The following is a 22758-nucleotide window of genomic DNA, read 5'->3' as shown; positions in this document are numbered from 1 at the left end:
GATATAGTCAGGTCCAATGGCCAAGAAGAAACAGACCGATCCGAACTACAAGGTGCTCGCGGAAAACCGCCGGGCCCGCTACGATTATGCCATCGCCGATGACGTCGAATGCGGCATGATCCTCACCGGTTCCGAGGTCAAATCCCTGCGCGAAACCTCGGCCAATATCGCCGAGAGCTATGCCGCCGTCGAGGATGGCGAGCTCTGGCTGGTGAACTCCTATATCGCGCCTTACGACCGTGCGATGTTTCCGCATGAAGAGCGCCGCCGCCGCAAGCTTCTGGTCTCCCGGAAGGAGCTGTCGCGGCTGTGGAACGAGACCCAGCGCAAGGGCATGACCCTGGTGCCGCTGGTGCTCTATTTCAACCACAAGGGTCTGGCCAAGCTCAAGATCGGCATCGCCAAGGGCAAGAAGAACTACGACAAGCGGGCGACCGACGCCAAGCGCGACTGGAACCGGCAGAAACAGAGGTTGCTGAAGGACGGCTAGGCCAGCGCCGCCCGGCACGCCCGAGCGCGATCAGGCACGGCGGGGTCATCGCGTCGGCGCCGCAGAGGTCATCCCCCTCGCCGCGCCTGCACTGTGACGGCCGGGCGATGCGGTGGGTGACCGGACAGCCCACTTGTCTCCTTCCCTGGGCTTGGATAGGAAGGGCCAATCGCATTTTCAGGGGGCTTCATGGCGCAGGACGATCCCGGAACGCTGGTCTCGACCGACTGGTTGGCGCAACATCTCAAGGATCCGGATCTTCGCATCCTGGATGCCAGTTGGCACATGCCGGACGCCGGCCGTGACGCCCGTGCCGAATACGAGGCCGGGCATATCCCCGGCGCGCGTTTTTTCGACATCGACGAGATCAGCGACGCCCGTTCGGACCTGCCGCACATGGTGCCGCCGGTCGAGAAATTCATGAGCCGGATGCGCAGCCTGGGCGTCGGTGACGGCCATCAGGTGGTGGTCTATGACAGCACCGGCCTGTTCTCGGCGGCGCGGGTCTGGTGGCTGTTCCGGCTGATGGGCCAGGACAATATCGCCGTGCTCGACGGCGGTCTGCCGAAATGGCAGGCCGAGGGTCGCGAGATCGAGGACATGGCACCGGTGATCCGCGACCGCCACATGACGGTACGAGTGCAGAACGGCCTCGTGCGCGATGTCACCCAGGTCAGCGCTGCGGCCAAGCTGGGCACCCATGCCATCGTCGACGCCCGCAGCCCGACGCGCTTTACCGGCGAGACGCCGGAGCCGCGCGAGGGGCTGCGCTCGGGCCATATCCCCGGCGCGCGCAACGTGCATTACGCCAGCCTGCTGAATGCCGATGGCACCATGAAATCACCCGACGAGACCCGCGCCATCTTCGAGGCGGCGGGGGTCGATCTGTCCAAACCGGTCATTACCTCCTGCGGGTCCGGCGTGACGGCGGCGATCCTGTCGCTGGCACTGGAACGCATGGGGAAGGCCGATCATTCGCTTTATGACGGCTCCTGGGCCGAGTGGGGGCAATTCCCCACCGTGCCCGTTGCCACTGGAGAGGCCTGACGCCCATGCTGTCACATCTGACCGACCAACCCGCCGACAAGATCCTCGAGTTGATGAAGCTCTATCGCGACGATCCCCGGCCGCAAAAGATCGACCTCGGGGTCGGCGTCTACAAGGATGCCGACGGCAAGACGCCGATCTTTCGCGCCATCAAGGCGGCGGAAAAGAAACTCTGGGAGCAGGAAGAGACCAAGAGCTATGTCGGGCTGATCGGCGATCCGGCGTACCGCGATGCGCTGGCCGGTCTGATCCTCGGCGATGCGGTGCCCAGCGACAAAATCGCCGGCGCGGCGACGCCCGGCGGCACCGGCGCGGTGCGCCAGTGCTTCGAGCTGGCGCGGATGGCCAACCCGGACGTGCGGGTCTGGGTCTCCGATCCGACCTGGCCGAACCACTTGTCGATCCTCAAGTTCATGGGGCTGCCGACGCAATCCTATCGCTATTTCGACAGCGAGACCCGGGCGGTGGATTTCGACGGCATGATGGCCGATCTGGCCGAGGCGCAACCCGGCGACCTGGTCCTGCTGCACGGCTGCTGCCACAACCCGACCGGGGCCAACCTGAACATGTCGCAATGGCAGGCGGTGGTCGACCTGCTCTTGAAGACCGGCGCGACGCCGATGATCGACATCGCCTATCAGGGCTTTGGCGACGGCCTGGATGCGGATGCGGCGGGCACCCGGCTGGTGGCCTCTTCGGTGCCCGAGCTGCTGATCGCGGCCTCCTGCTCGAAGAACTTCGGCATCTATCGCGAGCGCGCGGGCCTCGCCCTGGCGATCAGCCAGGAGGCGGCGCGGCGCGACACGCACGAAGGCGCGCTGGCCTTTCTCAACCGGCAGAACTTCTCCTTCCCGCCGGATCACGGCACGCGGCTGGTGACGCTGGTGCTGACCGATCCCGATCTGCGCGCCGACTGGGCGTCCGAGCTGGAGGACATCCGGCTGGGCATGCTCAAGCTGCGCGAGCAGCTGGCGGCGGAATTGCAGGCGGCCTCAGGCTCGGACCGCTTCGGCTTTGTCGCCGAACACCGTGGCATGTTCTCGCGCCTCGGCACCACCCCGGAGATGGTCGAACGTCTGCGCGAGGATCACGCGATCTACATGGTGGGCGACAGCCGGATGAACATCGCCGGGCTCAACGCCCACACCGTTCCCGTGCTGGCCAAGGCCATCGTCGACACCGGCATCTGAGGCCTTGCGGGGGCAGGGGGCTCTGCCCCCGTCCGGCAGAGCCGGACTCCCCCGAGGGTATTTTGAGCAAGAGGAAAGCAAGGGCCGGTCCGTCAGGGGCCGGCCCGCTATGTTTGTCGGGTTCAGTTGCCGCCGAACAGGTCGCGCAGCACCTGTTGCAGCACCGTCTCGGCGAGGTTCTCGGCCGGCGCCCGGCGGCGCGGCTGCTGTTGTTCGGGTTGCGGCTCGGGCGCCGGGGCGGCCGGCACATCCATCGGCAGCTCGCGCACCGGCAGGCCTTCGTGCACCCGCCGCATGGTCTCGTGCCAGATCGCGGCCGGCAGCCCGCCGCCGGTCACGCCGGTCAACGGCGTGTTGTCGTCATACCCCATCCAGACGCCGGCGACGTAATCGGCGGTGAACCCGATGAACCAGGCGTCGCGCGCGGCTTGCGTGGTGCCGGTCTTGCCCGCAGCCGGACGGTCCGGCAGGGCGGCGCGGCGGCCGGAGCCTTCCGAGACCACCTTTTCCATCATGTAGACCAGCGCGCGCGCGGCTTCCTTCTGGATCACCCGTTCGCCGATGCCGCCGGTGGCGTCCATCATCGGGACGTCCTCGCCCAGCAGCTTCAGCTCGACCAGGCCATAAGGCGTCACCGCCGAGCCGCCGTTGAGGATACCGGCATAGGCGCCGACCATCTCGATCAGCGTCGATTCCGAGGCCCCCAGCGCCATCGCCGGCGTGTCGGCCAGGGTGCTGTCGATGCCGAAATCGCGCGCCACCTTCTGCACCAGGTCACGGCCCAGCGCCTCGGAAATCTTGACGGCGGGGATGTTGAGCGAGTTCTTCAGCGCCTCGGTCAGCGTCACCGTGCCCTTGAAGTCGTTGGTGTAGTTCTTCGGGCACCACTCGCCGGACCCGGGAATGTCCATGCAGAACGGCTCGTCGCGGACCTTGTCGAAGGGCGAATAACCCATCTCCATGGCGGTGGCATAGACAAAGGGCTTGAAGGACGAGCCGGTCTGCCGCTGGGCCTGGGTGGCGCGGTTGAAGACGCCCGACACCCGCGTCCTGCGGCCGCCCACCATGCCGCGCACCGCGCCATCGGCCGACATCACCACGATCGCGGCTTGGGCCTTGGAGCCTTCGCGCACGTTGTTTTCGAAGATCTGGATCATCGCCTCTTCGGCCGCGCGCTGGATGCGCTGGTCGAGCGTGGTGCGGATGATCACGTCCTCGGTGGTGTTGCGGGTAAAGAACTCGGGGCCCGACGCCATGACCCAATCCGCGAAATAACCGCCGGCTTCGGCCTCGGCCGCCTCGGACAGCACCGCCGGGTTGGCCTGGGCGCGATCGGCCTCGGCCTTGTCCAGATAGCCCTGTTCCTCCATCAGCCGGATCACCGTCGCGGCGCGGCGCTGCGACCGCTCGAGGTCGTTGGTCGGCGCATAGCGCGACGGCGCCACCAGCAGCCCGGCCAGCATCGCCGCCTCGGCCGGTTCCACCTCATTGGCGGATTTGCCGAAGTAGCGCTGGCTGGCGGCCTCGAATCCGCGCGAGCCTTCGCCGAGGAAGGCGCGATTGAGATAGACCGTCAGGATCTCGTTCTTGGAATATTTGACCTCCATGGCGATGGCATAGGTCGCTTCCTTGATCTTGCGCCAGAGCGAGCTTTCGCGGCAATCGGCCTCGTAGGCGCGTTCGCTCTCCCAGTCCTTTTCGTTGTAGGGGGTGCCGAGGCACAGCAGCTTGGCGGTCTGCTGGGTGATGGTCGAGCCGCCGTGGCCCGACAGCGGCCCGCGCCCTTCGCTGAGGTTGATGCGAATGGCGCTGGCCACGCCGCGGGGCGAGACTCCCAGGTGGTTATGGAAGCGGCGGTCCTCGGTGGCCACCACGGCGTTGCGCAGATGCGGGCTGACGGTCTCGGCATCGATGGCGCCGCCGAACTGTTCGCCGCGCCAGGCAAAGACCTCGCCGGTGTTGTCGAGCATGGTGACGGAGCCGCGGGCCCGGCCGTCAAGCAGCGCCTGCACCGGGGGCAGGGTGGAATAGTAATAGGCCACGCCGCCGCCGATCAGCAGGGCGATCACCGCGGCCACCCGCACCGCCGCCTTCCAGAGCAGCCCGAAGACCCAGCGCAGCATCATCGACAGATAGCCGACAGGCCCCCGCCGCACCGGTTTGCGGCTGGGCCGGGCCGTGCGTTTGCGGCTCTTGGGCGGTGTCTTGCCCGAAGGGGCGCCGGATTTTCCGGGGTACCTCTTCTCCGCCACCAACCGCGGTTTCCGACGACCGGAATCACTCATGTCACTAACCTGCTCGGGATTATCGCTTTGCACCCAAATTAGCGGTTTCGACCCGAAATGTTGAGAGCATGCGACCGATCCCACCGTTTATTTACTGACTAATTTTTAATCACGCCACAGCGATTGTGCAAAAATTGTGCAAACGCCGATGTTTTCGCCGTCTTTTACTGCACTGAAAACTTCACCAACACCCTGAAGCACCGTTTTTCTGCATCTGCGAAATCCGCGGGCCCCGGGCTCGCTTACCGAAAGGGAAGAACGTGAAACTCATCATTGCGACAATCAAGCCGTTCAAGCTTGAAGAAGTGCGCGAGGCGCTGACCGGCATCGGCGTGCGCGGCATGATGGTGACCGAGATCAAGGGCTTCGGCTCGCAGTCCGGGCACACCGAGATTTACCGTGGCGCGGAATACGCCGTGAACTTCGTGCCCAAGATCAAGCTCGAAATCGTCGTGTCCGCCGCCATGGCCGACCAGGTTGTCGAGACCATCACCAGCACCGCCCAGACCGGCAAGATCGGCGACGGCAAGATTTTTGTGCTCGACGTGGCACAGGCCGTGCGCGTGCGCACCGGCGAAACGAACGACGACGCGCTGTAAGCGCAGCGGACATAGGGGATAGACCACATGAAAACTCTTACCAAACTGGGACTTGCCGCCGCGTTGATCGCCGCGCCCAGCCTCGGGCTTGCCCAGGATGACGGCCCGGTGCCCGGCGTGAACGCCGCGACCGACAGCGTCTTCATCTTCAATTCGCTGCTGTTTCTGATCGGTGGCTTTCTTGTCTTCTGGATGGCCGCGGGTTTCGCCATGCTCGAGGCGGGTCTCGTGCGCGCCAAGAACGTGACCATGCAGCTGACCAAGAACATCGCGCTGTTTTCCTTTGCCGCGATCTTCTACTACCTGATCGGCTACAACCTGATGTACCCGCTGGGCACATGGGCGATTGACGGCATCCTGTCGGGCGTCTGGGGCCCCGGCGTGCTCGAGGCCGTGGGCGTGACCGCCGATGCGGCGGATGACTACGGCTATGCTTCGACCGGCTCGGACTTTTTCTTTCAGCTGATGTTCTGCGCCGCCACCGCCTCGATCGTGTCGGGTGCGCTGGCCGAACGCATCAAGCTCTGGCCCTTCCTGATCTTTACCGTGATCCTGACCTCGATCATCTATCCGTTGCAGGCGTCGTGGAAATGGGGCGGCGGCTTCCTGGATGCGATGGGCTTCCTCGATTTCGCCGGTTCGACCGTGGTGCACTCGGTCGGTGGCTGGGCCGCTCTGGCCGGCGCGCTGATCCTCGGGCCGCGTATCGGCAAATACACCAAGGACGGCAAGACCGTGCCGATCCCGGGCCACAACCTGGCTCTGGCAACCCTCGGCACCTTCATCCTGTGGCTCGGCTGGTTCGGTTTCAATGGCGGCTCGCAGCTGGCCATGGGCACCGTGGGTGACGTCGCCGACGTGTCGCGCATCTTTGCCAACACCAACACCGCCGCGGCCGGTGGCGCCATCGCCGCGCTGATCCTGACCCAGGTGCTCTACAAGAAGCCGGACCTGACCATGGTGCTCAACGGCGCGCTGGCGGGCCTGGTCTCGATTACCGCAGAGCCGCTGACCCCGACGCTCGGTGCCGCGACCCTGATCGGTGCGGTCGGCGGCGTGATCGTGGTCTTTGCGGTGCCGTTCCTCGACAAGCTCAAGATCGACGACGTGGTCGGCGCCATCCCGGTGCACCTCTTCGCCGGCGTCTGGGGCACCATTGCCGTGGTCTTCACCAATGGCGACGCCTCGCTGGGCACGCAGCTCTATTCCATCATCGTGGTCGGTATCTTCGTCTTCGTGGTCTCGAGCGTGATCTGGTTCATCCTCAAAACCACCGTGGGCATCCGCGTCGGCGAGGAAGAAGAGATCAACGGTCTCGACATGGCCGAGCTGGGCATGGAAGCCTACCCGGAATTCTCCAAGGGCTAAGCCCGGAGTGACAGGACTGAGAGGCCCGGGTGGAAACGCCCGGGCCTTTTTCATGTCAGGGTCATTCCTTTTGTGCTCCCGTGTTGGAGGCCGCGCGGGGGCCCCGGATCAGGTCCGGGGCGCGAACGCGGGACATGCCCGCCCCGGCCCCTTGGGGCCGCTCGAGGTCAGCCGCGAAACCCCCTCGCAGAATCAAATGCGGCCATGCTAGGTTTTGGGGTATGAAGGATCAGCCCCCCAATATCCGCGACAGAGACGCACCTGAAATTCGCCAGCTCGATGATGCGGCGGTGAACCGCATCGCCGCCGGCGAAGTGGTGGAGCGCCCGGCTTCGGCGGTCAAGGAACTGGTGGAAAACGCGCTCGATGCCGGTGCCACGCGGATCGAGATCGACATTGCCGCCGGCGGCAAGAGCCTGATCCGGGTGCGCGACAACGGTTGCGGCATGACGCCCGAACAGCTACCGCTGGCGCTCAGCCGCCATGCCACCTCCAAGATCGATGGCTCCGACCTCCTGAACATCCATTCCTTTGGTTTCCGGGGTGAAGCGCTGCCCTCGCTTGGCGCGGTGGGGCGTCTGACGATCACCTCGCGCGCCGGCGGGCAGGAGGCGGCGATGATCCACGTCGAGGGCGGCGATCATGGGCCGGTCAAGCCCGCCGCCTGCAACCGGGGCACCACGGTCGAGCTGCGCGACCTGTTCTTTGCCACCCCGGCGCGGCTCAAGTTCCTGCGGTCGGACCGGGCCGAGATGCAGGCGATCTCCGACGTCGTGAAACGGCTGGCCATGGCCGAGCCCTTCACCGGCTTCACGCTGCGCGATGTCACCGGCGATCAGGCGCGGGTCAGCTTTCGCGCCGAGCCGATGTCGGGCGAGCTGTTTGACGCCCTGAACGGCAGGCTGACGCAGATCCTCGGCCGCGAATTCAGTGAGAACGCGGTGCCGCTCGATGCTGAGCGCGAGGGCCATCACCTCACCGGCTTTGCCGCGCTGCCGACCTATTCGCGCGGCTCGGCGGTGGCGCAGCACATGTTCGTCAATGGCCGCCCGGTGCGCGACAAGCTGTTCTACGGCGCGCTGCGCGGGGCCTATGCCGATTTCCTGTCGCGCGACCGGCATCCGGCGGTGGCGCTCTTTGTCGATTGCGATCCGCGGCTGGTCGACGTCAACGTGCACCCGGCCAAGAGCGAAGTGCGTTTCCGCGACCCCGGTCTGGCGCGCGGGCTGATCGTCTCGGGGCTGCGTCATGCGCTGGCGGGGGCCGGGCACCGAGCCTCGACCACCGTCGCCGGTGCCACCCTGGGTGCCATGCGGGTCGAGCCGACCGAGCCCCGCGTCTACCAGATGGACCGGCCGCCGCTCGACCGTCCCGGCCCGGCGGCGCGGCAGGCGGCGTATCAGGCGCAGGCGCCCGGCTTTGCCGAGATGGCACAGAGCTACAGCGCCCGGGTCGAGCCGGCGCCGGAGCCCGTGGTCGACACCACGGATGCGCCGGCGCCGCAGAGCCATCCGCTCGGCGCCGCACGGGCCCAGGTACATGAGAATTACATTATCGCCCAGACAGAACAGGGCATCGTGCTGGTCGATCAGCATGCTGCGCATGAGCGGCTGGTCTATGAACGGTTGAAGCGGCAGGCGGCGGAAAGCGGCATCGCTGCCCAGGCGCTCCTGATCCCCGAGGTGGTGGAGTTGTCGGGCACCGATTGCGCCCTGCTGCTGGAACATGCTCCGGCGCTGGCGGATCTCGGTCTCACCGTCGAGCCTTTCGGCGGCGGTGCCGTGGTGGTGCGCGAGACCCCGGCGATCCTCGGCGAAGTCAACGCCGAGGCGCTCTTGCGCGACATTCTCGACGAGCTGCATGATCTCGGGCAATCCGCCCAGCTGCGCGAACGGATCGATGCCATCCTCAGCCGCGTCGCCTGTCACGGCTCGATCCGCTCCGGCCGCCGGATGCAGGCCGAAGAGATGAACGCGCTCCTGCGCGAGATGGAGGCGACGCCGCATTCCGGCCAGTGCAACCACGGCCGCCCGACCTATGTGGAGCTCAAGCTCTCCGACATCGAGCGGCTGTTCGGCCGCACATGATCCGGATCGGCGACACCCCCCTGACGCTGGATGACCCGCAGGTTCTGGCGCTGCTGGTCGCTGGCCTGGTGCTTGTCGTCGTGCTCTGGCTGCTGGTCTCGACCGCCCGCGCGGCCGCCCGTTCGGCCCGGCTGACCGAGCCACTGGCGCAGCAGATGGGGATGCTGGGCCATCGGGTGCAGAGCCTGAGCGAAGGCCAGGAGCGGCTGTCGGGCGGGCTGCATCACGTCAGCGAGGCGCAGGCGCAGAGCCAGATCAAGATGCTGCAACTGATGGAGCAGCGCCTGGGCCAGGTGCAACAGCAGATGCAGGAGAACCTGCACGGCTCGGCCCGCCGCACCGCCAGGAGCCTCGGCGAATTGCAGGAGCGGCTTTCGGCCATCGACAAGGCGCAGGACAATATCACCAAGCTCTCGGGCGACGTGCTGTCGTTGCAGGACATCCTGTCGAACAAGCAGACCCGGGGCGCGTTCGGTGAGATCCAGCTCAATGATATCGTCACCAAAGCGTTGCCGTCCGACAGCTACACCTTGCAGGCGACGCTCTCCAATGGCCGTCGCGTCGATTGCCTGATCCACCTGCCCAACCCGCCGGGGCCGATCGCCATCGATTCGAAATTCCCGCTCGAGGCCTATGAAGCGCTGCGCCGCGCCGACAGCCCCGAGCGCGCGCAACGCGCGGCGCAGTTGCTGCGGCAGTCGCTGCGCAAGCACATCCGCGACATCGCCGAGCGCTACATTCTCGACGGCGAGACCGCCGAGGGCGCGCTGATGTTCCTGCCCTCCGAGGCGATCTATGCCGAGCTGCACGGCAATTTCCCGGAAGTGGTGCGCGAGGGGTTCGCCGCCCGGGTCTGGATCGTCTCGCCCACCACCTGCATGGCGACGCTGAACACCATGCGCGCGATCCTCAAGGACGCGCGGATGCGTGAACAGGCCGGCGCGATCCGCAAGGAACTGAGCCTGCTCTTTGCCGATGTCGAGCGGCTGGGCACGCGGGTCGAGAGCCTCGACCGGCATTTCGGCCAGGCCGCCAAAGATATCTCCGAGATCAAGATCAGCGCCGACAAGGCCGGCCGCCGGGCGCGCCGGCTCGACAATTTCGATTTCGAGGAACTGGCGCCTGAGAGCGGTGAAAACGTGGTGCCCCTGCCGCGGACATAGGGCAGTCGCGCCCCGGACCTGGTCCGGGGCCTCTTGGTGGGCGGGCGAGGTCCCGGATCAGGTCCGGGACGGGGGCGCCTGGCCCGAAGCCTCCGGCCTCAGATACCGAGGAAGGGTTGCGCCAGGCGGGGCAGCCAGCCGCGGAATTTCAACGGCGCGTCGGTGACGGCGAGGCAGATGCAATCCTCGCCGATATCGGCGATCGGCGTGTGTTCGTCGGCCTCGGTGGCAACCTCGACATCGCCGGGGCCAAAGCGCGCGTCCTCGTCGAAGAACGCGCCGCGCAGCACCAGCGTCAGTTCGAGCCCCTTGTGACCATGGTCGGGCATCGCCGCCCCGGCGGGAATGTACAGCAGCCGCGCGGTGGCCTCTGGCGAGGTCTTGAGCACGGCCTGTTTGACCCCCATGCCCACCGGACGCCAGGTTACATCCGCCAGGCTGCCGCCGATGTAGCCGGCCAGCGGCGCCGGAATATCGGCCGGGCGCGGCGCCGGGGCTTCTGCCGGTGTGTCGCGGATCATCACCAGCGCCGATGAAAGGGCATCGGCGGCCATCTCTTGGCTCTCGGTCTCGGCCAGAAGCGCGCCGCCCACTGCGTCATAGCTCTCGACAGCGGCACGGCAGGCGTCGCACATCGAGACATGGGTGGCGACGGCGAGGTTGAAGGCCTCGGGCAGGGTGCCCGCCGAATAGGCCATCAGCAGGGCGTCGGTCAGGTGGTGGGTGATCTCATCGGTCATGGCGGTGCTCATTTCATGGCATGGCGCAAGCGGTCGAGCGCCAGTCGGATGCGGGATTTGATCGTGCCCAGCGGCAGGCCGGTGGCCGCGGCAATCTCGCCGTGGCTCATCTCGCCGAAATAGGCGCGCTGGATCAGCTCGCGCTGTGTCTCGGGCAGGCGGGCGATGGCCGCGCTCAGCTGCGCGCTTTCCTGTTGCAGCGTCACGATATCGGCCTGATCGGGCGCTTCCTCGGGGCCCCAGCTCAGGTCTTCGGGCTCGGGGCGGCGCTGTCGGCGCAGCACATCGATCCGTTTGTTGCGGGCGATGGTAAAGATCCAGGTGGCGACGCTGGCGCGCGCCGGATCGAACAGATGCGCCTTGCGCCAGAGCGTGACCATCACCTCCTGCGCGCATTCCTCGGCAATCGCCGGATCCCCGCCCGAGCGCATCAGAAAGGCTTTCACCCGTGGCGCGAAATGCGCAAACAGCTCGGCAAAGGCGGTCTCGTCCCGCGCGTCGCGGATGCGAATGACATGGGCCACCCAATCGGCCCGTGCTGGCGCGGATTTCATCTGTCGTTTCTGTTCCCCTGACGTCACGGAGCCGATGGCCCCGGGAACATAAGACGGCGAAACCGGCGGAATGTCACCCGCCTGACGGGGTTTTGTCGCGATCAGCATGTGCAGGATACGGCGGGGCGCGGGGAATGGATCATTGGTTCTGCCAGTTTTTTTCATCCGTTTCGCGGCTGGCGCCGTAGACCTGATGATACCGAGCCAAACAACAGGACGACCTCATGCCGCTTGACCCCTCTTCCCCCTTTCGCCGCAGGATTGCCGTCATCGGTGGTGGCATTTCCGGCATGGGGGCTGCGCATTTCCTGGCCGACGCGGCCGAGGTCACGCTGTTTGAGGCCGGGCCGCGGCTGGGGGGCCATGCGCGCACGGTGATGGCGGGGCAGGGCGGGCAGCAGCCGGTGGACACCGGGTTCATCGTCTTCAACCACGCCAATTATCCGCGTCTGTCCGCGTTGTTCCAACAGCTCGGCGTGCCGGTGGCGCCGAGCAACATGAGCTTTGCCGCCTCGCTGCGCGGCGGCGAGATGGAATACGGGCTCGAAAACCTCAAGGCGGTGTTCAGCCAGCGCCGCAACATGTTCAACCCGAAGTTCCTCGGCATGATCCGCGACATCCTGCGGTTCAACGCCCGGGCGCTCGATGCCGCCAGCGACCGGCACCAGCCGCTGGGAGATTTCCTGGAGCAGATGCAGCTTGGCGACTGGTTCCGCGATTACTACCTGCTGCCGCTCTCCGGTGCGATTTGGTCGACGCCGCCGGAGCAGATCATGCGGTTTCCGGCGCAGGCGCTGATCCAGTTTTTCGAGAACCACGCGCTGTTGCACCATTCCGGGCAGCATCAATGGTATACGGTGCAGGGCGGATCGGTGGAATATGTGCGCCGGCTCGAGGCCAGCCTGCGCCGCCGTCTGGTCGATCTGCGGATCGGCGCGCCGGTCCGCGCCGTGCGTCGCTTTCCCGATCATGTCGAGCTGCGCGTCGCGGGCGGCGGCTGGGAGGTGTTCGACGAACTGGTGCTGGCCACCCATTCCGACGACAGCCTGGCGCTGCTGGCCGATCCCGCGACCGAAGAGGCCCGGGCGCTGGGCGCGATCGGCTATCAGCCCAACGAGATCACCCTGCATGCCGATCCCCGCGCTATGCCACGGCGGCGCGGCTGCTGGTCGTCCTGGAACTACACCGAAGGCCGCAGTGCGCGCGATGGCAAGATCGACCTGACCTACTGGATGAACAAGTTGCAGCCGATCCCGGCGAACGACCCGATGTTTGTCACCCTGAACGCCCGCAAGCCGATCCGCGACGAACTGATCTACGATCAGGTCACTCTGCGCCATCCGGTATATGACCTGGCCGCGCTGCGGGCGCAGGGCGAGGTGGCGGGGTTCAATGGCGCGCGGCGCACCTGGTTCTGCGGCGCCTGGATGCGCAATGGCTTTCACGAAGACGGTCTGGCAAGCGCGGCGGATGTCGCCGACCGCATCCTGGCGCGCCCCGATGTCATGGTGGCCGCGGAATGACCCAGGTCGAGCATATCGCCGGCCACACCTGGCACGGACGCAAGGGCGAGGTCGAGAACAGCTTTCGCTATGCGGTCGACTATGTGCTGCTCGATGCCGAGGCGGATGTGGCGGGCCCCCGGCTCTTTGGACGCAACCGGGCCGGGCTGACCTCGGTGCACGACAGCGACCACGGCGGCGCGCCGAAACAGGGGCGCGGCCCGGCCTGGCTGCGCGAGGTTCTGGCCCGATACCAGGTGCCGCTGGGCGGGCGGGTGCAGCTTCTGGCGCAGCCACGGGTGTTGGGCCATGTGTTCAACCCGGTGAGCTTCTGGCTGATCCATGACGAGGCGGCGCGGCTCTGCGCCGTGATTGCCGAGGTGACCAATACCTTCGGCGACCGCCATTGCTATCTCTGTCACAAACCGGATTACTCACCGCTCACGGCAGAAGACCGGATCGCCGCGCGCAAGATCCTGCATGTCTCGCCGTTTCAGCCGGTGGCGGGACAGTATACCTTCCGCTTCGACATCCGCGCCGACTGCATCGGCATCTGGATCGATCTCGACACCGGCCAAGGCGGGGTGACCGCCACCCTGACCGGCCCGCGCGCGCCGCTGACCGACCGGGCGATCCTGGGCTTCTGTCTGCGCCGGCCGTTCGGGGCACGGCGGGTGCTGGCGCTGATCCACTGGCAGGCGCTCAAGCTGTGGTGGAAAGGCGCGCGGTATCGCAGGCGGCCGGAGGCGCCGCGCCAGGAGGTCTCGCGCTGAGGCTGGCGCCGGGCTGCGACCGGCCTATCTGTGCCAGAGCCTGGCGGTTGTATCCCGGGCCGGATGGCCCGATCATCAACCGGAGCCGATTACACAAATTTGGCGCGCCGGGCCGCGAGGCGGGGGCGTGCCTGCTGGAGGCAAGATGATAGAATTCGTGGGCAAACGCTATTGGATCGTGGGCGCGAGCGAGGGGCTGGGCCGGGCGCTGGCGCATAAGCTCAGCCGGGCGGGAGCGCATCTGATCCTCTCGGCGCGGTCGGAAGACCGGCTGCGTGAACTTGCGGCGGAGCTGCCCGGGCGGGCGCAGGTGGTGGCCTGCGACGTGACCGATGCCGACGGGGTGGCGCGCGCCGCCGCCGAGGCGGGGGAGATCGACGGGCTGGTCTATCTCGCCGGGGTTTACTGGCCGCAGCCGGCGCAGGCCTGGAATGCCGAAGAGGTCGCCGCGATGTGCGACGTGAACTTCACCGGCGCCGCGCGGGTGCTGGGGCAGGTGGTGCCGGGCATGGTGGCGCGCGACAGCGGCCATATCGTCATGACCGGCTCGCTCGCGGGCTTTCGCGGGCTGCCCGGCGCGACCGGCTATGGCGCCTCGAAGGCCGGCGTCATGGCCATGGCCGAGGCGCTGCACGCCGATCTGCGCGGCTCGGGCGTCAGGGTGCAGCTGGTCAATCCCGGGTTCATCCGCACCCGCCTGACCGACAAGAACGACTTCAGGATGCCCGCGCTGATGGAGCCCGAAGCGGCCGCCCTGTCGATCTTCGAGCACATGAATTCCGACCGGTTCGAGAAGAGCTTCCCCGTGCCTTTCGCCTGGCTGTTTCGGCTTGGGCAGTTTCTGCCGGACGGCATTTACTACCGGCTGTTTGCCTAGGATCAGCGGCGCGGCCGCCGGCGTCGGGCAAGCCCCTCCGTCAGCTTGCGCTGCGCAGGTCCTGGATCATCGCGTCGATATCGCCGCCCCGGCGGTCGATCATCGCGCCGATTTCGGTGCGTTCGGTCAGCAGCAGGTTCACGCCTTCGATCTTCATGTTGAAGAACAGGTCGCGGCCGGCATTGTCCGACACCATGAAATCAAGCGCGAAAGGTGCCTCGCCGCGCAGATGCGCGATGCAGTTCACCTCGTAGAAGCTCTTGACCTGGCGCACGCCGTTCACTTCGATCCGGCCGCCGATGAATTCGCGGAAGCGGGCGCCGTATTTGCGTGAGATATAGCCGGTGAAGGCCTCCTGAAAGGCGCGTTTCTGCGCGGCACTGGCGCGGCGACCGTCCACCCCCAGCGCATAGGCGGCAATCGTCGGCACATCGGCATAGCGCCGGAAGATCCGCTCGAACTCGGCGTTCATCGCGCTCTGTGACTGGCCGGAGGCGATCACCCGGTTAATATCGGCCACCAGCGCGTCGACCAGGGTTCTGGCGCGGGCCGGGGTCAGGGCCAGGGCGGGCAGCGCCGAAAAGGACGTCGCCGCCACAGCTGCCACGGTGCCGGTGAGGAAGTGTCTGCGCAACATGTCACTGTTCTCCGTAAAGCTCTTCATATGGGTCGACAATCTGGTCTGACAACTCTGCATAAGGGTCAATTTCGCCCGAAGCCGCGTCATGACCTGAGCCTTGGCCCGTTCCGACTTCGAACCGGCGGTTCTGGAGGTAGATCAGGCGGGATTGGGCGTAACTGTCTGCGCTTTCGTAGAAAATCGAATCCACCGAGGCCGCGTAACGGCCCCTTTGACCGACTTCGGCGACCGCTGCCGGCAGCCTGAGATAGAGCTTTTCCGGCCAGGGGATCACATTCAGGGGATCAAGCGCCAAATCCACCACCTGGCCCACTGCGTCGCGTTCGGTCGCGGGGCCGAGGATGGGCAGTTCGAGAAAGGCGCCTTCGGGCACGCCCCACACCGCCAGGGTCTGACCAAAATCGGCCTCGTCCTCCTGAAGGCCGAAATCGGCCGCCACGTCGAAGACCCCGCCAAAGCCCAGCGTGGTGTTCAGCCCGAAGCGCACGCTGTTGTGCAGCGCGCCGCCAAGGTCGAATTGCAGCACCTGGTTGACCACCGCGCCCGGCACCGCAAGGTTGTTGGCGAAATTGGTCACCATGTCCTGGGCCGGTTCCGGCACGTTCCGGGCATAGGCGATCGCTACCGGGCGGGTGACCTGGCGATCAAAGTCCTTGCTGCGTTCGTGTATCTGGCGGTTGCGGGCCTCGTAGGGATCGAAGATGCCGTCGCGGGTCACCTGCCCGGGCTCGGGCAGGGTGCAGGCGGCCAAAAGGCCAAGCGCGAGCCCGGCTAGGGCCCTGCGGATCCTGGATGTAAAATCTGACGGCACTGGCAATCTCAATCGCTTCGCAATAATCGCTATGTAGTCTATTCAGGACCGATGCCCACGGCGTAATCCGGGGCTTTGCGGCGTTGTGGCCATTTGGCGACACTGGTTTAATCTGACCTATCGGGGCATGGTGAGCAAGCCGTCCGGCGGCCATCAAGTCCGGGTCACGGTAACAAGAGCGAGAAACCGCGTATGCAACCACGCGAAGCCGGTCTGAGCGAATTGCGCAAGGTGCGCCGGGAGAGCCGCGGGCTCTATTGGGCGGTGGGGCTGTTCAGCTTTTTCGCCAACCTGCTGATGCTGACCGGGCCGCTTTACATGCTTCAGGTCTATGACCGCGTGCTGTCGAGCCGGTCCGAGGCGACGCTGGTGGCGCTTTCGGCGCTGGTGATCTTTCTCTATGCGACGATGGGGCTGCTGGATTTCGTCCGCGGCCGGATCATGGCACGGGTCGGCGCGCGGTTTCAGGCGCGGCTGGATGACCGGGTGTTCAACGCCAGCCTGCGGCGCGCGGCGGCGCGGCCCGACGCGGCCTCGGCCACCGGGCTGCGCGATCTGGAATCGGTGCAGCGTTTTCTGACCTCGCCGGTGCTGATGGCGCTGTTCGATCTGCCCTGGACGCCCTTTTTCCTCGCCGGGATCGCCATCTTCCATCCGTTGCTCGGGCTGATGGCGCTGGGCGGCGGGGCGGTGCTGGTGGCGATCGCGCTGGTCTCGCAACAGATGCAGAAAGCGCCGGTGCAGGCCCATGGCCGCGCCGCACATGAATCCGAGGCGGTGGCCAGCCGGATGCGCGACGAGGCCGAGATGGTCCATGCCATGGGCATGCACAAGGCGGCGCTGGCGCGCTGGAAAGGCGCCCGCAAGCTGGCGCTCGACGGTCAGATCCGAAGCTCTGACGTCAGTGGCGGCTTTACCGCGCTGACCCGGGCGCTGCGGCTGCTGCTGCAATCGGCGATGCTGGGGCTCGGCGCCTGGCTGGTGCTGCGTGGCGAGCTGTCGGCCGGCGCGATGATTGCCGGATCGATCCTGCTGGGCCGGGCGCTGGCGCCGATCGAGGTGTTGATCGGCCAATGGGGCGTGGCGCAGCGCGCGCGCCATGGCTGGCAGGCGCTGGCGCAGCTCCTGGGCAGCACGCCGCCGGAAAAGCCGCGGATGGAGCTGCCCCGGCCCAGAGCGCGGCTCGAGGTGCAACAGCTCACCATCATTCCGCCGACCGAGCGGCAGGCCGCGCTGCGGATGATCTCCTTCGATCTCAAGCCGGGGCAGGCGCTGGGCGTGATCGGCCCTTCGGGGGCCGGCAAATCGACCCTGGCGCGCGCGCTTACCGGGCTCTGGACGCCGGCCTCGGGGCGGATCCGCCTCGACGGTGCGACGCTCGATCAATATCCGCCGGAAAAGCTTGGCCAATACATCGGTTATCTGCCACAGAAGGTCGAGCTGTTCGATGGCACCATCGCCGAGAACATCGCCCGGCTCGAAGCGGAGCCGGATGCCGACAAGGTGGTGCAGGCGGCACAGATGGCGGCGGCGCACGAGCTGATCCTGAAGCTGCCGAACGGCTATGACACGGTGATCGACGCGCATGGCGGGCGGCTCTCGGGCGGGCAGATGCAGCGTATCGGGCTCGCCCGCGCGCTGTATCGCAACCCGGAGATCCTGGTGCTCGACGAGCCCAATTCCAACCTCGACAACCAGGGCAGCGCCGCCGTCAATGCCGCCATTCGCGCCGTCAAGGCGCGCGGCGGTGCGGTGCTGATCATGGCGCATCGGCCGGCGGCGATCCAGGAATGCGATCTGTTGCTGGTGCTCGATCACGGCGCGCGGGTGGCCTTTGGCCCGCGCGACGAGGTGCTCAAGAAAACCGTGCAGAATGCGGCACAGATCCGCCAGGCCGGGCCGGGAGGGGTGCAATGAACCGGGAATTCTCTGTCCGTACGCCGCTGTTTCTCGGCGTGCTGGCGCTGGTGGCGCTGGTCGGCGGCTTTGGCGGCTGGGCGGCGCTCAGCCGGATCAGCGGCGCGGTGATCGCCTCGGGGCAGGTCGAGGTGCACCAGAACCGGCAGGCGATCCAGCACCCCGATGGCGGCACGGTCTCGGAACTGCTGGTGGGTGAGGGCGATATCGTTGCCGGTGACCAGGTGCTGCTCCGGCTCGACCCGGCGCTGGTGCGCGGCAAGCTGACCATCGCCGAAGACCAGATGCACGAGATCATGGCCCGGCGCGGACGGCTCGAGGCCGAGCGCGATGGCGCCGCGCGCCCGGAGTACGACCCGCGCCTGCGTGACGCCGCCGCCGAGATGCCTTCGGTGGCCGAGATGATCGCCGGCCAGACCCGGCTGTTCCTGGCGCGCGCCGAATCCACCGCGGGCGAGATCGACCGGCTGCGCGCCCAGTCGCGGCAGATCGCCGTTCAGATCGAGGGCATCGAGGCGCAGCAGGAAGCGCTCGATGAGCGCCGGGCGCTGATCGAAGAGGAGCTGGAGAACCAGCAGACCCTGCTCGACAAGAAGCTGGCCCAGGCCTCGCGGGTGCTGGCGGTGCAGCGGCAGCGGGCCGAGCTTCAGGGGCTGGCGGGCGAGTTGACGGCACAGAAGGCACAGGCGCTGACCCGGATTGCCGAAATCGACATCACCATCCTGTCGATCGGGTCGCGGCTGCGCGAAGAGGCGATCACCCAGTTGCGCGACCTGCGCGTGCGCGAATGGGAGCTGGCCGAGGAGGTGACCGCGCTGCGCGACCGGCTGGGCCGGATGGAGATCCGCGCACCGGTGGCTGGCGCGGTCTATGATCTGGCGGTGTTCGGCAAGGGCGCGGTGATCCGCCCGGCCGAGCCGCTGATGTACCTGGTGCCGCGTGACCGCCCGGCGGTGATTGCCGCCCGCGTCGCGCCGATCAATATCGACGAGGTGCGCGTCGGTCAGGAGGTGCTTTTGCGCCTGACCTCGCTGAGCCAGCGCGAAACGCCCGAGATCTTCGGCGAGGTGGTCAAGATCTCCGGCGACGCCTTTGTAGACGAGGTCAGCCGCCAGCCTTACTACCGCGCCGAGATCGTGCTGCGGCCGGGCGAAGTGGCCAAACTGCCGGCGGGCACGGCGCTGATCCCCGGCATGCCGGTCGAGGCGTTTCTGCGCACCGAGGCGCGCTCGCCGATGGTCTATCTGCTCAAGCCGCTGGCCGATTACCTGGCCCGGGCGATGCGCGAAAGTTGAGCCATCGAAGGGCCTTGCCCTGAGGTCCGCCGCGCACTAGCGTCGCGGCAAATCTCAGGAGGTGCCCGATGGACAACCCGATAGAAGCCCGCATTGCAGAGCTGGGCCTTGCCCTGCCCGACGCCCCCGCGCCGGCCGCGAACTACGTGCCTTTCGTGCGCTCCGGCGACACGCTTTACGTCTCTGGCCAGATCTCTTCCGGTGCCGAGGGGCTGATCCTCGGCAAGCTGGGAGAGGACATGGCGGTCGAGGCCGGGGCGGCGGCGGCGCAGGCCTGCGCGCTGAGTCTGCTGGCCCAGGTGCGCGCCGCCTGCGAAGGCGATCTGGGGCGGTTGAAACGGGTGGTCAAGCTTACCGGCTTTGTCAATTCCACCCCGAATTTCACCGACCAGCCCAAGGTGATCAATGGCGCCTCGGACCTGATGGTCGAGGTTCTGGGCGAGGCCGGACGGCATGCCCGCTCGGCGGTCTCGGCGGCGTCGCTGCCGCTCGGCGTGGCGGTCGAGATCGAAGGCATCTTCGAGATCGCATGACCCTGCCCGCCGCCTTTCAGACCCGCCCGATCGCCCACCGCGCCCTGCATGACCGCAGCGACGGGCGGCCCGAGAACTCGCGCGCCGCGATCCGCGCGGCCATCGCGCGGGGCTATGGCATCGAGATCGACCTGCAACTTTCGGCCGACGGTCAGGCGATGGTGTTTCACGATTATGCCCTCGACCGGCTGACCAGCGCGCGGGGCGCGATCCGGGACCGGACGGCCGAGGCCCTGGGCGCGATTGCGCTGACCGGCGGCGACGAAGGCATTCCGACCCTGGCCGAGGTGCTCGCGATCACTGCGGGACAGGTGCCGCTGCTGGTCGAGATCAAGGATCAGGACGGCGCGATGGGGCCGGATGTGGGCCCGCTGGAACAGGCCACCGCGCAGGCGCTCGACGGCTATGCCGGGCCGGTGGCGGTGATGTCGTTCAACCCGCATTCCATGGCCGAGATGGCGCGCCTCGCGCCCGATCTGCCGCGCGGGCTGACCACCTGCGCCTTTGACGATGGCGACAGCGCGAAGCTGCCGGAGGCGACCCGCGCGCATCTGCGCGACATCGCCGATTTTGACCGGGTTGGCGCCAGTTTCATCAGTCATGATCTTTCGGATCTGACGGCCGCCCCGGTCACCGCGCTCAAGGCCCGCGGGGTGCCGGTGCTGTGCTGGACCGTGCGCACGCCCGCGCAGGAGGCAGCGGCGCGCCGGGTGGCCTGCAATATCACCTTCGAGCAGTATTTGGCTTGAATGCGCGTCCCGAGACGCCAAGTCTCTGAAGGACGAAGGCAGGTGTGATGCGCGAAACCCAGATTGAAATCCAGACCCATGACCGGATATCCGAGATCGGCGCCGCCGTCTGGGATGCCTGTGCCTGCCCCGAAACAGACGACGGCGGGCGGCCTTTTGACCCTTTCACCACCTACCGCTTCCTCGAGGCGCTTGAGGCCAGCGGCTCGGTCGGGCGCGGCTCCGGCTGGCAGCCGACCTACCTGACCGCGCGGCTGGGCGGCGAGGTGATCGCCTGCGCGCCGCTTTATGCCAAGAGCCACAGCCAGGGCGAATATATCTTCGACCACAATTGGGCGCATGCCTATGAGAACGCCGGCGGCGACTATTACCCCAAGCTTCAGGTCGCGGTGCCCTTCACCCCGGCCACCGGTCGGCGCTTTCTCACCCGGCCGGGCTTTGCCGAAATCGGCGCCTCGGCGCTGATACAGGGCGCGATCCGGCTGGCGGCCAACAATGGCCTGTCGTCGCTGCATGTGACCTTCTGTACCGAAGAAGAGGCCCGGGCGGGCGAAAGCATGGGTCTGCTGCGCCGTCAGACCCAGCAATTCCACTGGGAAAACCACGGTTACGAAGATTTCGACGCCTTCCTCGCCGCGCTCTCGTCGCGCAAGCGCAAGACCATCCGCAAGGAACGCCAGCGCGCCCGGAGTTTCGGCGGCACGATCCGCACCCTGACAGGCGATCAGATCGAAGCCGAGCACTGGGATGCTTTCTGGGTGTTCTACCAGGACACCGGGAGCCGCAAATGGGGCACGCCCTATCTGACGCGGGCGTTTTTCGACATCGCCCAGGAGGCGCTGCGCGACGATATCGCGCTGGTGCTGGCGGAGCGCGACGGCAGGCCGGTGGCGGGGGCGCTGAATTTCATCGGGCGCGAAGTGCTGTATGGCCGCTATTGGGGCTGTATCGAAGAGCACCCCTGCCTGCATTTCGAAGCGTGTTATTATCAGGCCATCGACTTTGCCATCAGCCGGGGGCTGGCGCGGGTCGAGGCCGGGGCGCAGGGCGAACACAAGCTGGCGCGCGGATATCTGCCGGTGCCCTGCCATTCGCTGCATTGGGTGGCCGACAAGGGCTTTGCCGAGGCGATTTCGCGCTATCTCGAAGCGGAGCGCACGGCGATTGACGAGGATATCGAGATCCTGACAAGTTATGGCCCGTTCCGGCGCGACCAACAGGAGGAACAGCAATGAGCGAGAAACTGTCTGACACGGGCCGCAAGACCATGCTTGCACCGCTGGTCGCCAAGGGCTGGACAATCGACGACGATCGCGACGCGATCTGCAAGACCTATGTGTTCGACGATTTCATCGACGCCTTCGGCTGGATGACGCGGGTCGCGATCTATGCCGAGAAATGGAACCATCACCCGGAATGGTCGAATGTCTACAAGACCGTCGAGGTGGTGCTGACGACCCATGACGTCGACGGGCTGTCCTCGCTCGACGTCAAGCTGGCCCGCAAGATGGACCAGCTCGCCGATTGAGCCCCGCGCCCCGGACCTGATCCGGGGCCTCATGGTCGGGGCCGTGGTCCCGACCTGCGGGGCGAGGTCCCGGATCGGGGTCCGGGACGGGGAGATCAGATCGCCGCCAGCAGCGCCTCACCGGCCGAGGCTTCGCAGACGCCGGGGCTTTCCTCGCGGTGCAGCACCTGGACGACGCCGTCCTCGGCATAAAGCGCGTAGCGCACCGAGCGGTCAAAGAACCCCACGGCGGGCGCGGTGAAGTTCATGCCGATCGCCTTGGTGAACTCGGCCCCGGAATCGGCCAGAAAGCTCAGCCCGGCGGCATTGGCACCGCTGCTTTCGCCCCAGGCGTGCATGACGAAGGGATCGTTGACCGAGACGCAGATGATGTCCTGCACGCCCTTGGCCTCGAACGCCGCCCGGGTGCGGATGAAGCTCGGCACATGGGCCGAGGAACAGGTGCGGGTAAAGGCGCCCGGCAGCCCGAAGATCACCGTTTTGCGGCCCTTGAGCCGTGCCCCGAGATCCACCGTCTCGGGCCCGTCGGCGCCGATCCGCAGCAGGGTGGCCGTGGGCAGGGTGTCGCCGGATGAAATCGTCATGTCTGTGGTCCTATTCGAATTGCGTT

At 66.8% G+C, this 22758-nt stretch carries 22 protein-coding genes; 16 read left to right on the top strand and 6 right to left on the bottom strand.

The window, feature by feature from the left end; genetic code table 11:
- Positions 1–16 precede the first annotated feature (16 nt).
- The 3 genes from smpB (at position 17) to AC0J5K_RS14870 (ending at position 2727) form a co-directional block, all read left to right on the top strand.
- Positions 17–490, top strand: coding sequence for an SsrA-binding protein SmpB (smpB, locus tag AC0J5K_RS14880; RefSeq protein WP_074835856.1), 474 nt, complete (start codon positions 17–19; stop codon positions 488–490).
- A 189-nt stretch (positions 491–679) separates the two neighbouring features.
- Positions 680–1537 carry a 3-mercaptopyruvate sulfurtransferase gene (sseA, locus tag AC0J5K_RS14875; protein WP_048533114.1) on the top strand — a complete coding sequence of 286 codons (858 nt, stop codon included), beginning with the start codon at positions 680–682 and terminating at the stop codon, positions 1535–1537.
- Between the two features lie 5 nt (positions 1538–1542).
- Positions 1543–2727 carry an amino acid aminotransferase gene (locus tag AC0J5K_RS14870; RefSeq protein WP_074835854.1) on the top strand — a complete coding sequence of 395 codons (1185 nt, stop codon included), beginning with the start codon at positions 1543–1545 and terminating at the stop codon, positions 2725–2727.
- 122 nt (positions 2728–2849) lie between these two features.
- On the opposite strand, the gene AC0J5K_RS14865 is transcribed toward AC0J5K_RS14870, so the two are convergent.
- Positions 2850–5012: a transglycosylase domain-containing protein gene (locus tag AC0J5K_RS14865; RefSeq protein ID WP_170850521.1), complete on the bottom strand. Its 2163-nt coding sequence runs from the start codon at positions 5010–5012 to the stop codon at positions 2850–2852.
- Between the two features lie 260 nt (positions 5013–5272).
- On the opposite strand from AC0J5K_RS14865, the gene AC0J5K_RS14860 reads away from it, so the two are divergent.
- The 4 genes from AC0J5K_RS14860 (at position 5273) to AC0J5K_RS14845 (ending at position 10229) form a co-directional block, all read left to right on the top strand.
- On the top strand, positions 5273–5611 hold the full coding sequence (locus AC0J5K_RS14860) for a P-II family nitrogen regulator (protein WP_048533111.1): 339 nt from the start codon (positions 5273–5275) through the stop codon (positions 5609–5611).
- 27 nt (positions 5612–5638) lie between these two features.
- The gene (locus AC0J5K_RS14855; RefSeq protein WP_048533109.1) at positions 5639–6979 is read left to right on the top strand and encodes an ammonium transporter; all 1341 of its coding nucleotides are present in this window, start codon (positions 5639–5641) and stop codon (positions 6977–6979) included.
- 221 nt (positions 6980–7200) lie between these two features.
- Positions 7201–9066, top strand: coding sequence for a DNA mismatch repair endonuclease MutL (gene mutL, locus AC0J5K_RS14850; protein WP_274566218.1), 1866 nt, complete (start codon positions 7201–7203; stop codon positions 9064–9066).
- Positions 9063–10229 carry a DNA recombination protein RmuC gene (locus tag AC0J5K_RS14845; protein ID WP_074835850.1) on the top strand — a complete coding sequence of 389 codons (1167 nt, stop codon included), beginning with the start codon at positions 9063–9065 and terminating at the stop codon, positions 10227–10229. The genes mutL and AC0J5K_RS14845 overlap by 4 nt, the downstream gene beginning before the upstream one ends.
- A gap of 98 nt (positions 10230–10327) precedes the next feature.
- Here AC0J5K_RS14845 and AC0J5K_RS14840 read toward each other — a convergent pair whose 3' ends face one another.
- Complete coding sequence (locus tag AC0J5K_RS14840) at positions 10328–10969, bottom strand: ChrR family anti-sigma-E factor (protein WP_048533105.1); 642 nt, start codon at positions 10967–10969, stop codon at positions 10328–10330.
- An 8-nt stretch (positions 10970–10977) separates the two neighbouring features.
- A complete protein-coding gene (locus tag AC0J5K_RS14835) occupies positions 10978–11523 on the bottom strand; it encodes a sigma-70 family RNA polymerase sigma factor (protein WP_048533103.1) in 546 nt (181 codons plus the stop codon).
- 224 nt (positions 11524–11747) lie between these two features.
- On the opposite strand from AC0J5K_RS14835, the gene AC0J5K_RS14830 reads away from it, so the two are divergent.
- The 3 genes from AC0J5K_RS14830 (at position 11748) to AC0J5K_RS14820 (ending at position 14675) form a co-directional block, all read left to right on the top strand.
- The gene (locus AC0J5K_RS14830; RefSeq protein WP_048533101.1) at positions 11748–13046 is read left to right on the top strand and encodes an NAD(P)/FAD-dependent oxidoreductase; all 1299 of its coding nucleotides are present in this window, start codon (positions 11748–11750) and stop codon (positions 13044–13046) included.
- Positions 13043–13798, top strand: coding sequence for a DUF1365 domain-containing protein (locus tag AC0J5K_RS14825; RefSeq protein WP_274566219.1), 756 nt, complete (start codon positions 13043–13045; stop codon positions 13796–13798). Before AC0J5K_RS14830 ends, AC0J5K_RS14825 begins: the two co-directional genes overlap by 4 nt.
- A gap of 145 nt (positions 13799–13943) precedes the next feature.
- Positions 13944–14675, top strand: coding sequence for an SDR family NAD(P)-dependent oxidoreductase (locus AC0J5K_RS14820; RefSeq protein ID WP_274566220.1), 732 nt, complete (start codon positions 13944–13946; stop codon positions 14673–14675).
- 40 nt (positions 14676–14715) lie between these two features.
- Here the strand turns inward: AC0J5K_RS14820 and AC0J5K_RS14815 are convergent, their stop codons facing one another.
- Together AC0J5K_RS14815 and AC0J5K_RS14810 are read right to left on the bottom strand one after the other, a co-directional pair.
- Complete coding sequence (locus tag AC0J5K_RS14815; RefSeq protein ID WP_074835841.1) at positions 14716–15312, bottom strand: MlaC/ttg2D family ABC transporter substrate-binding protein; 597 nt, start codon at positions 15310–15312, stop codon at positions 14716–14718.
- Position 15313: 1 nt separating this feature from the next.
- Positions 15314–16126: an MlaA family lipoprotein gene (locus AC0J5K_RS14810; protein WP_274566221.1), complete on the bottom strand. Its 813-nt coding sequence runs from the start codon at positions 16124–16126 to the stop codon at positions 15314–15316.
- 192 nt (positions 16127–16318) lie between these two features.
- Here AC0J5K_RS14810 and AC0J5K_RS14805 point away from each other — a divergent pair, with 192 nt between their 5' ends.
- The 6 genes from AC0J5K_RS14805 (at position 16319) to AC0J5K_RS14780 (ending at position 22148) form a co-directional block, all read left to right on the top strand.
- On the top strand, positions 16319–18043 hold the full coding sequence (locus tag AC0J5K_RS14805; protein WP_274566222.1) for a type I secretion system permease/ATPase: 1725 nt from the start codon (positions 16319–16321) through the stop codon (positions 18041–18043).
- On the top strand, positions 18040–19338 hold the full coding sequence (locus AC0J5K_RS14800; RefSeq protein ID WP_274566223.1) for an HlyD family type I secretion periplasmic adaptor subunit: 1299 nt from the start codon (positions 18040–18042) through the stop codon (positions 19336–19338). The genes AC0J5K_RS14805 and AC0J5K_RS14800 overlap by 4 nt, the downstream gene beginning before the upstream one ends.
- A gap of 68 nt (positions 19339–19406) precedes the next feature.
- Entirely contained in the window at positions 19407–19871 is a 465-nt protein-coding gene (locus tag AC0J5K_RS14795; protein WP_074835837.1) for a RidA family protein, read from the top strand.
- Entirely contained in the window at positions 19868–20620 is a 753-nt protein-coding gene (locus AC0J5K_RS14790) for a glycerophosphodiester phosphodiesterase family protein (protein ID WP_074835835.1), read from the top strand. The genes AC0J5K_RS14795 and AC0J5K_RS14790 overlap by 4 nt, the downstream gene beginning before the upstream one ends.
- Before the next feature lie 47 nt (positions 20621–20667).
- Positions 20668–21855 carry a GNAT family N-acetyltransferase gene (locus AC0J5K_RS14785; RefSeq protein WP_274566224.1) on the top strand — a complete coding sequence of 396 codons (1188 nt, stop codon included), beginning with the start codon at positions 20668–20670 and terminating at the stop codon, positions 21853–21855.
- Complete coding sequence (locus AC0J5K_RS14780) at positions 21852–22148, top strand: 4a-hydroxytetrahydrobiopterin dehydratase (RefSeq protein ID WP_048533087.1); 297 nt, start codon at positions 21852–21854, stop codon at positions 22146–22148. The genes AC0J5K_RS14785 and AC0J5K_RS14780 overlap by 4 nt, the downstream gene beginning before the upstream one ends.
- A 95-nt stretch (positions 22149–22243) precedes the next feature.
- Here AC0J5K_RS14780 and AC0J5K_RS14775 read toward each other — a convergent pair whose 3' ends face one another.
- On the bottom strand, positions 22244–22732 hold the full coding sequence (locus tag AC0J5K_RS14775) for a peroxiredoxin (protein WP_048533085.1): 489 nt from the start codon (positions 22730–22732) through the stop codon (positions 22244–22246).
- Positions 22733–22758: the final 26 nt, after the last annotated feature.

This window comes from Marinovum sp. E3 (genome assembly GCF_055755275.1).
This window is presented reverse-complemented; position numbering and strand designations above follow the sequence as displayed.

Excerpts from the sequence above, each read along its gene's own strand:
- smpB (WP_074835856.1), top strand. The coding sequence starts at position 17 with ATGGCCAAGAAGAAACAGACCGATCCGAACTACAAGGTGCTCGCGGAA.
- AC0J5K_RS14775 (WP_048533085.1), bottom strand. The coding sequence starts at position 22,732 with ATGACGATTTCATCCGGCGACACCCTGCCCACGGCCACCCTGCTGCGG.
- AC0J5K_RS14855 (WP_048533109.1), top strand. The coding sequence starts at position 5,639 with ATGAAAACTCTTACCAAACTGGGACTTGCCGCCGCGTTGATCGCCGCG.
- mutL (WP_274566218.1), top strand. The coding sequence starts at position 7,201 with ATGAAGGATCAGCCCCCCAATATCCGCGACAGAGACGCACCTGAAATT.
- AC0J5K_RS14830 (WP_048533101.1), top strand. The coding sequence starts at position 11,748 with ATGCCGCTTGACCCCTCTTCCCCCTTTCGCCGCAGGATTGCCGTCATC.
- AC0J5K_RS14820 (WP_274566220.1), top strand. The coding sequence starts at position 13,944 with ATGATAGAATTCGTGGGCAAACGCTATTGGATCGTGGGCGCGAGCGAG.
- AC0J5K_RS14865 (WP_170850521.1), bottom strand. The coding sequence starts at position 5,012 with ATGAGTGATTCCGGTCGTCGGAAACCGCGGTTGGTGGCGGAGAAGAGG.
- AC0J5K_RS14780 (WP_048533087.1), top strand. The coding sequence starts at position 21,852 with ATGAGCGAGAAACTGTCTGACACGGGCCGCAAGACCATGCTTGCACCG.
- AC0J5K_RS14845 (WP_074835850.1), top strand. The coding sequence starts at position 9,063 with ATGATCCGGATCGGCGACACCCCCCTGACGCTGGATGACCCGCAGGTT.
- AC0J5K_RS14795 (WP_074835837.1), top strand. The coding sequence starts at position 19,407 with ATGGACAACCCGATAGAAGCCCGCATTGCAGAGCTGGGCCTTGCCCTG.
- AC0J5K_RS14825 (WP_274566219.1), top strand. The coding sequence starts at position 13,043 with ATGACCCAGGTCGAGCATATCGCCGGCCACACCTGGCACGGACGCAAG.
- sseA (WP_048533114.1), top strand. The coding sequence starts at position 680 with ATGGCGCAGGACGATCCCGGAACGCTGGTCTCGACCGACTGGTTGGCG.
- AC0J5K_RS14805 (WP_274566222.1), top strand. The coding sequence starts at position 16,319 with ATGCAACCACGCGAAGCCGGTCTGAGCGAATTGCGCAAGGTGCGCCGG.
- AC0J5K_RS14870 (WP_074835854.1), top strand. The coding sequence starts at position 1,543 with ATGCTGTCACATCTGACCGACCAACCCGCCGACAAGATCCTCGAGTTG.
- AC0J5K_RS14800 (WP_274566223.1), top strand. The coding sequence starts at position 18,040 with ATGAACCGGGAATTCTCTGTCCGTACGCCGCTGTTTCTCGGCGTGCTG.
- AC0J5K_RS14815 (WP_074835841.1), bottom strand. The coding sequence starts at position 15,312 with ATGTTGCGCAGACACTTCCTCACCGGCACCGTGGCAGCTGTGGCGGCG.
- AC0J5K_RS14840 (WP_048533105.1), bottom strand. The coding sequence starts at position 10,969 with ATGACCGATGAGATCACCCACCACCTGACCGACGCCCTGCTGATGGCC.
- AC0J5K_RS14790 (WP_074835835.1), top strand. The coding sequence starts at position 19,868 with ATGACCCTGCCCGCCGCCTTTCAGACCCGCCCGATCGCCCACCGCGCC.
- AC0J5K_RS14835 (WP_048533103.1), bottom strand. The coding sequence starts at position 11,523 with ATGAAATCCGCGCCAGCACGGGCCGATTGGGTGGCCCATGTCATTCGC.
- AC0J5K_RS14785 (WP_274566224.1), top strand. The coding sequence starts at position 20,668 with ATGCGCGAAACCCAGATTGAAATCCAGACCCATGACCGGATATCCGAG.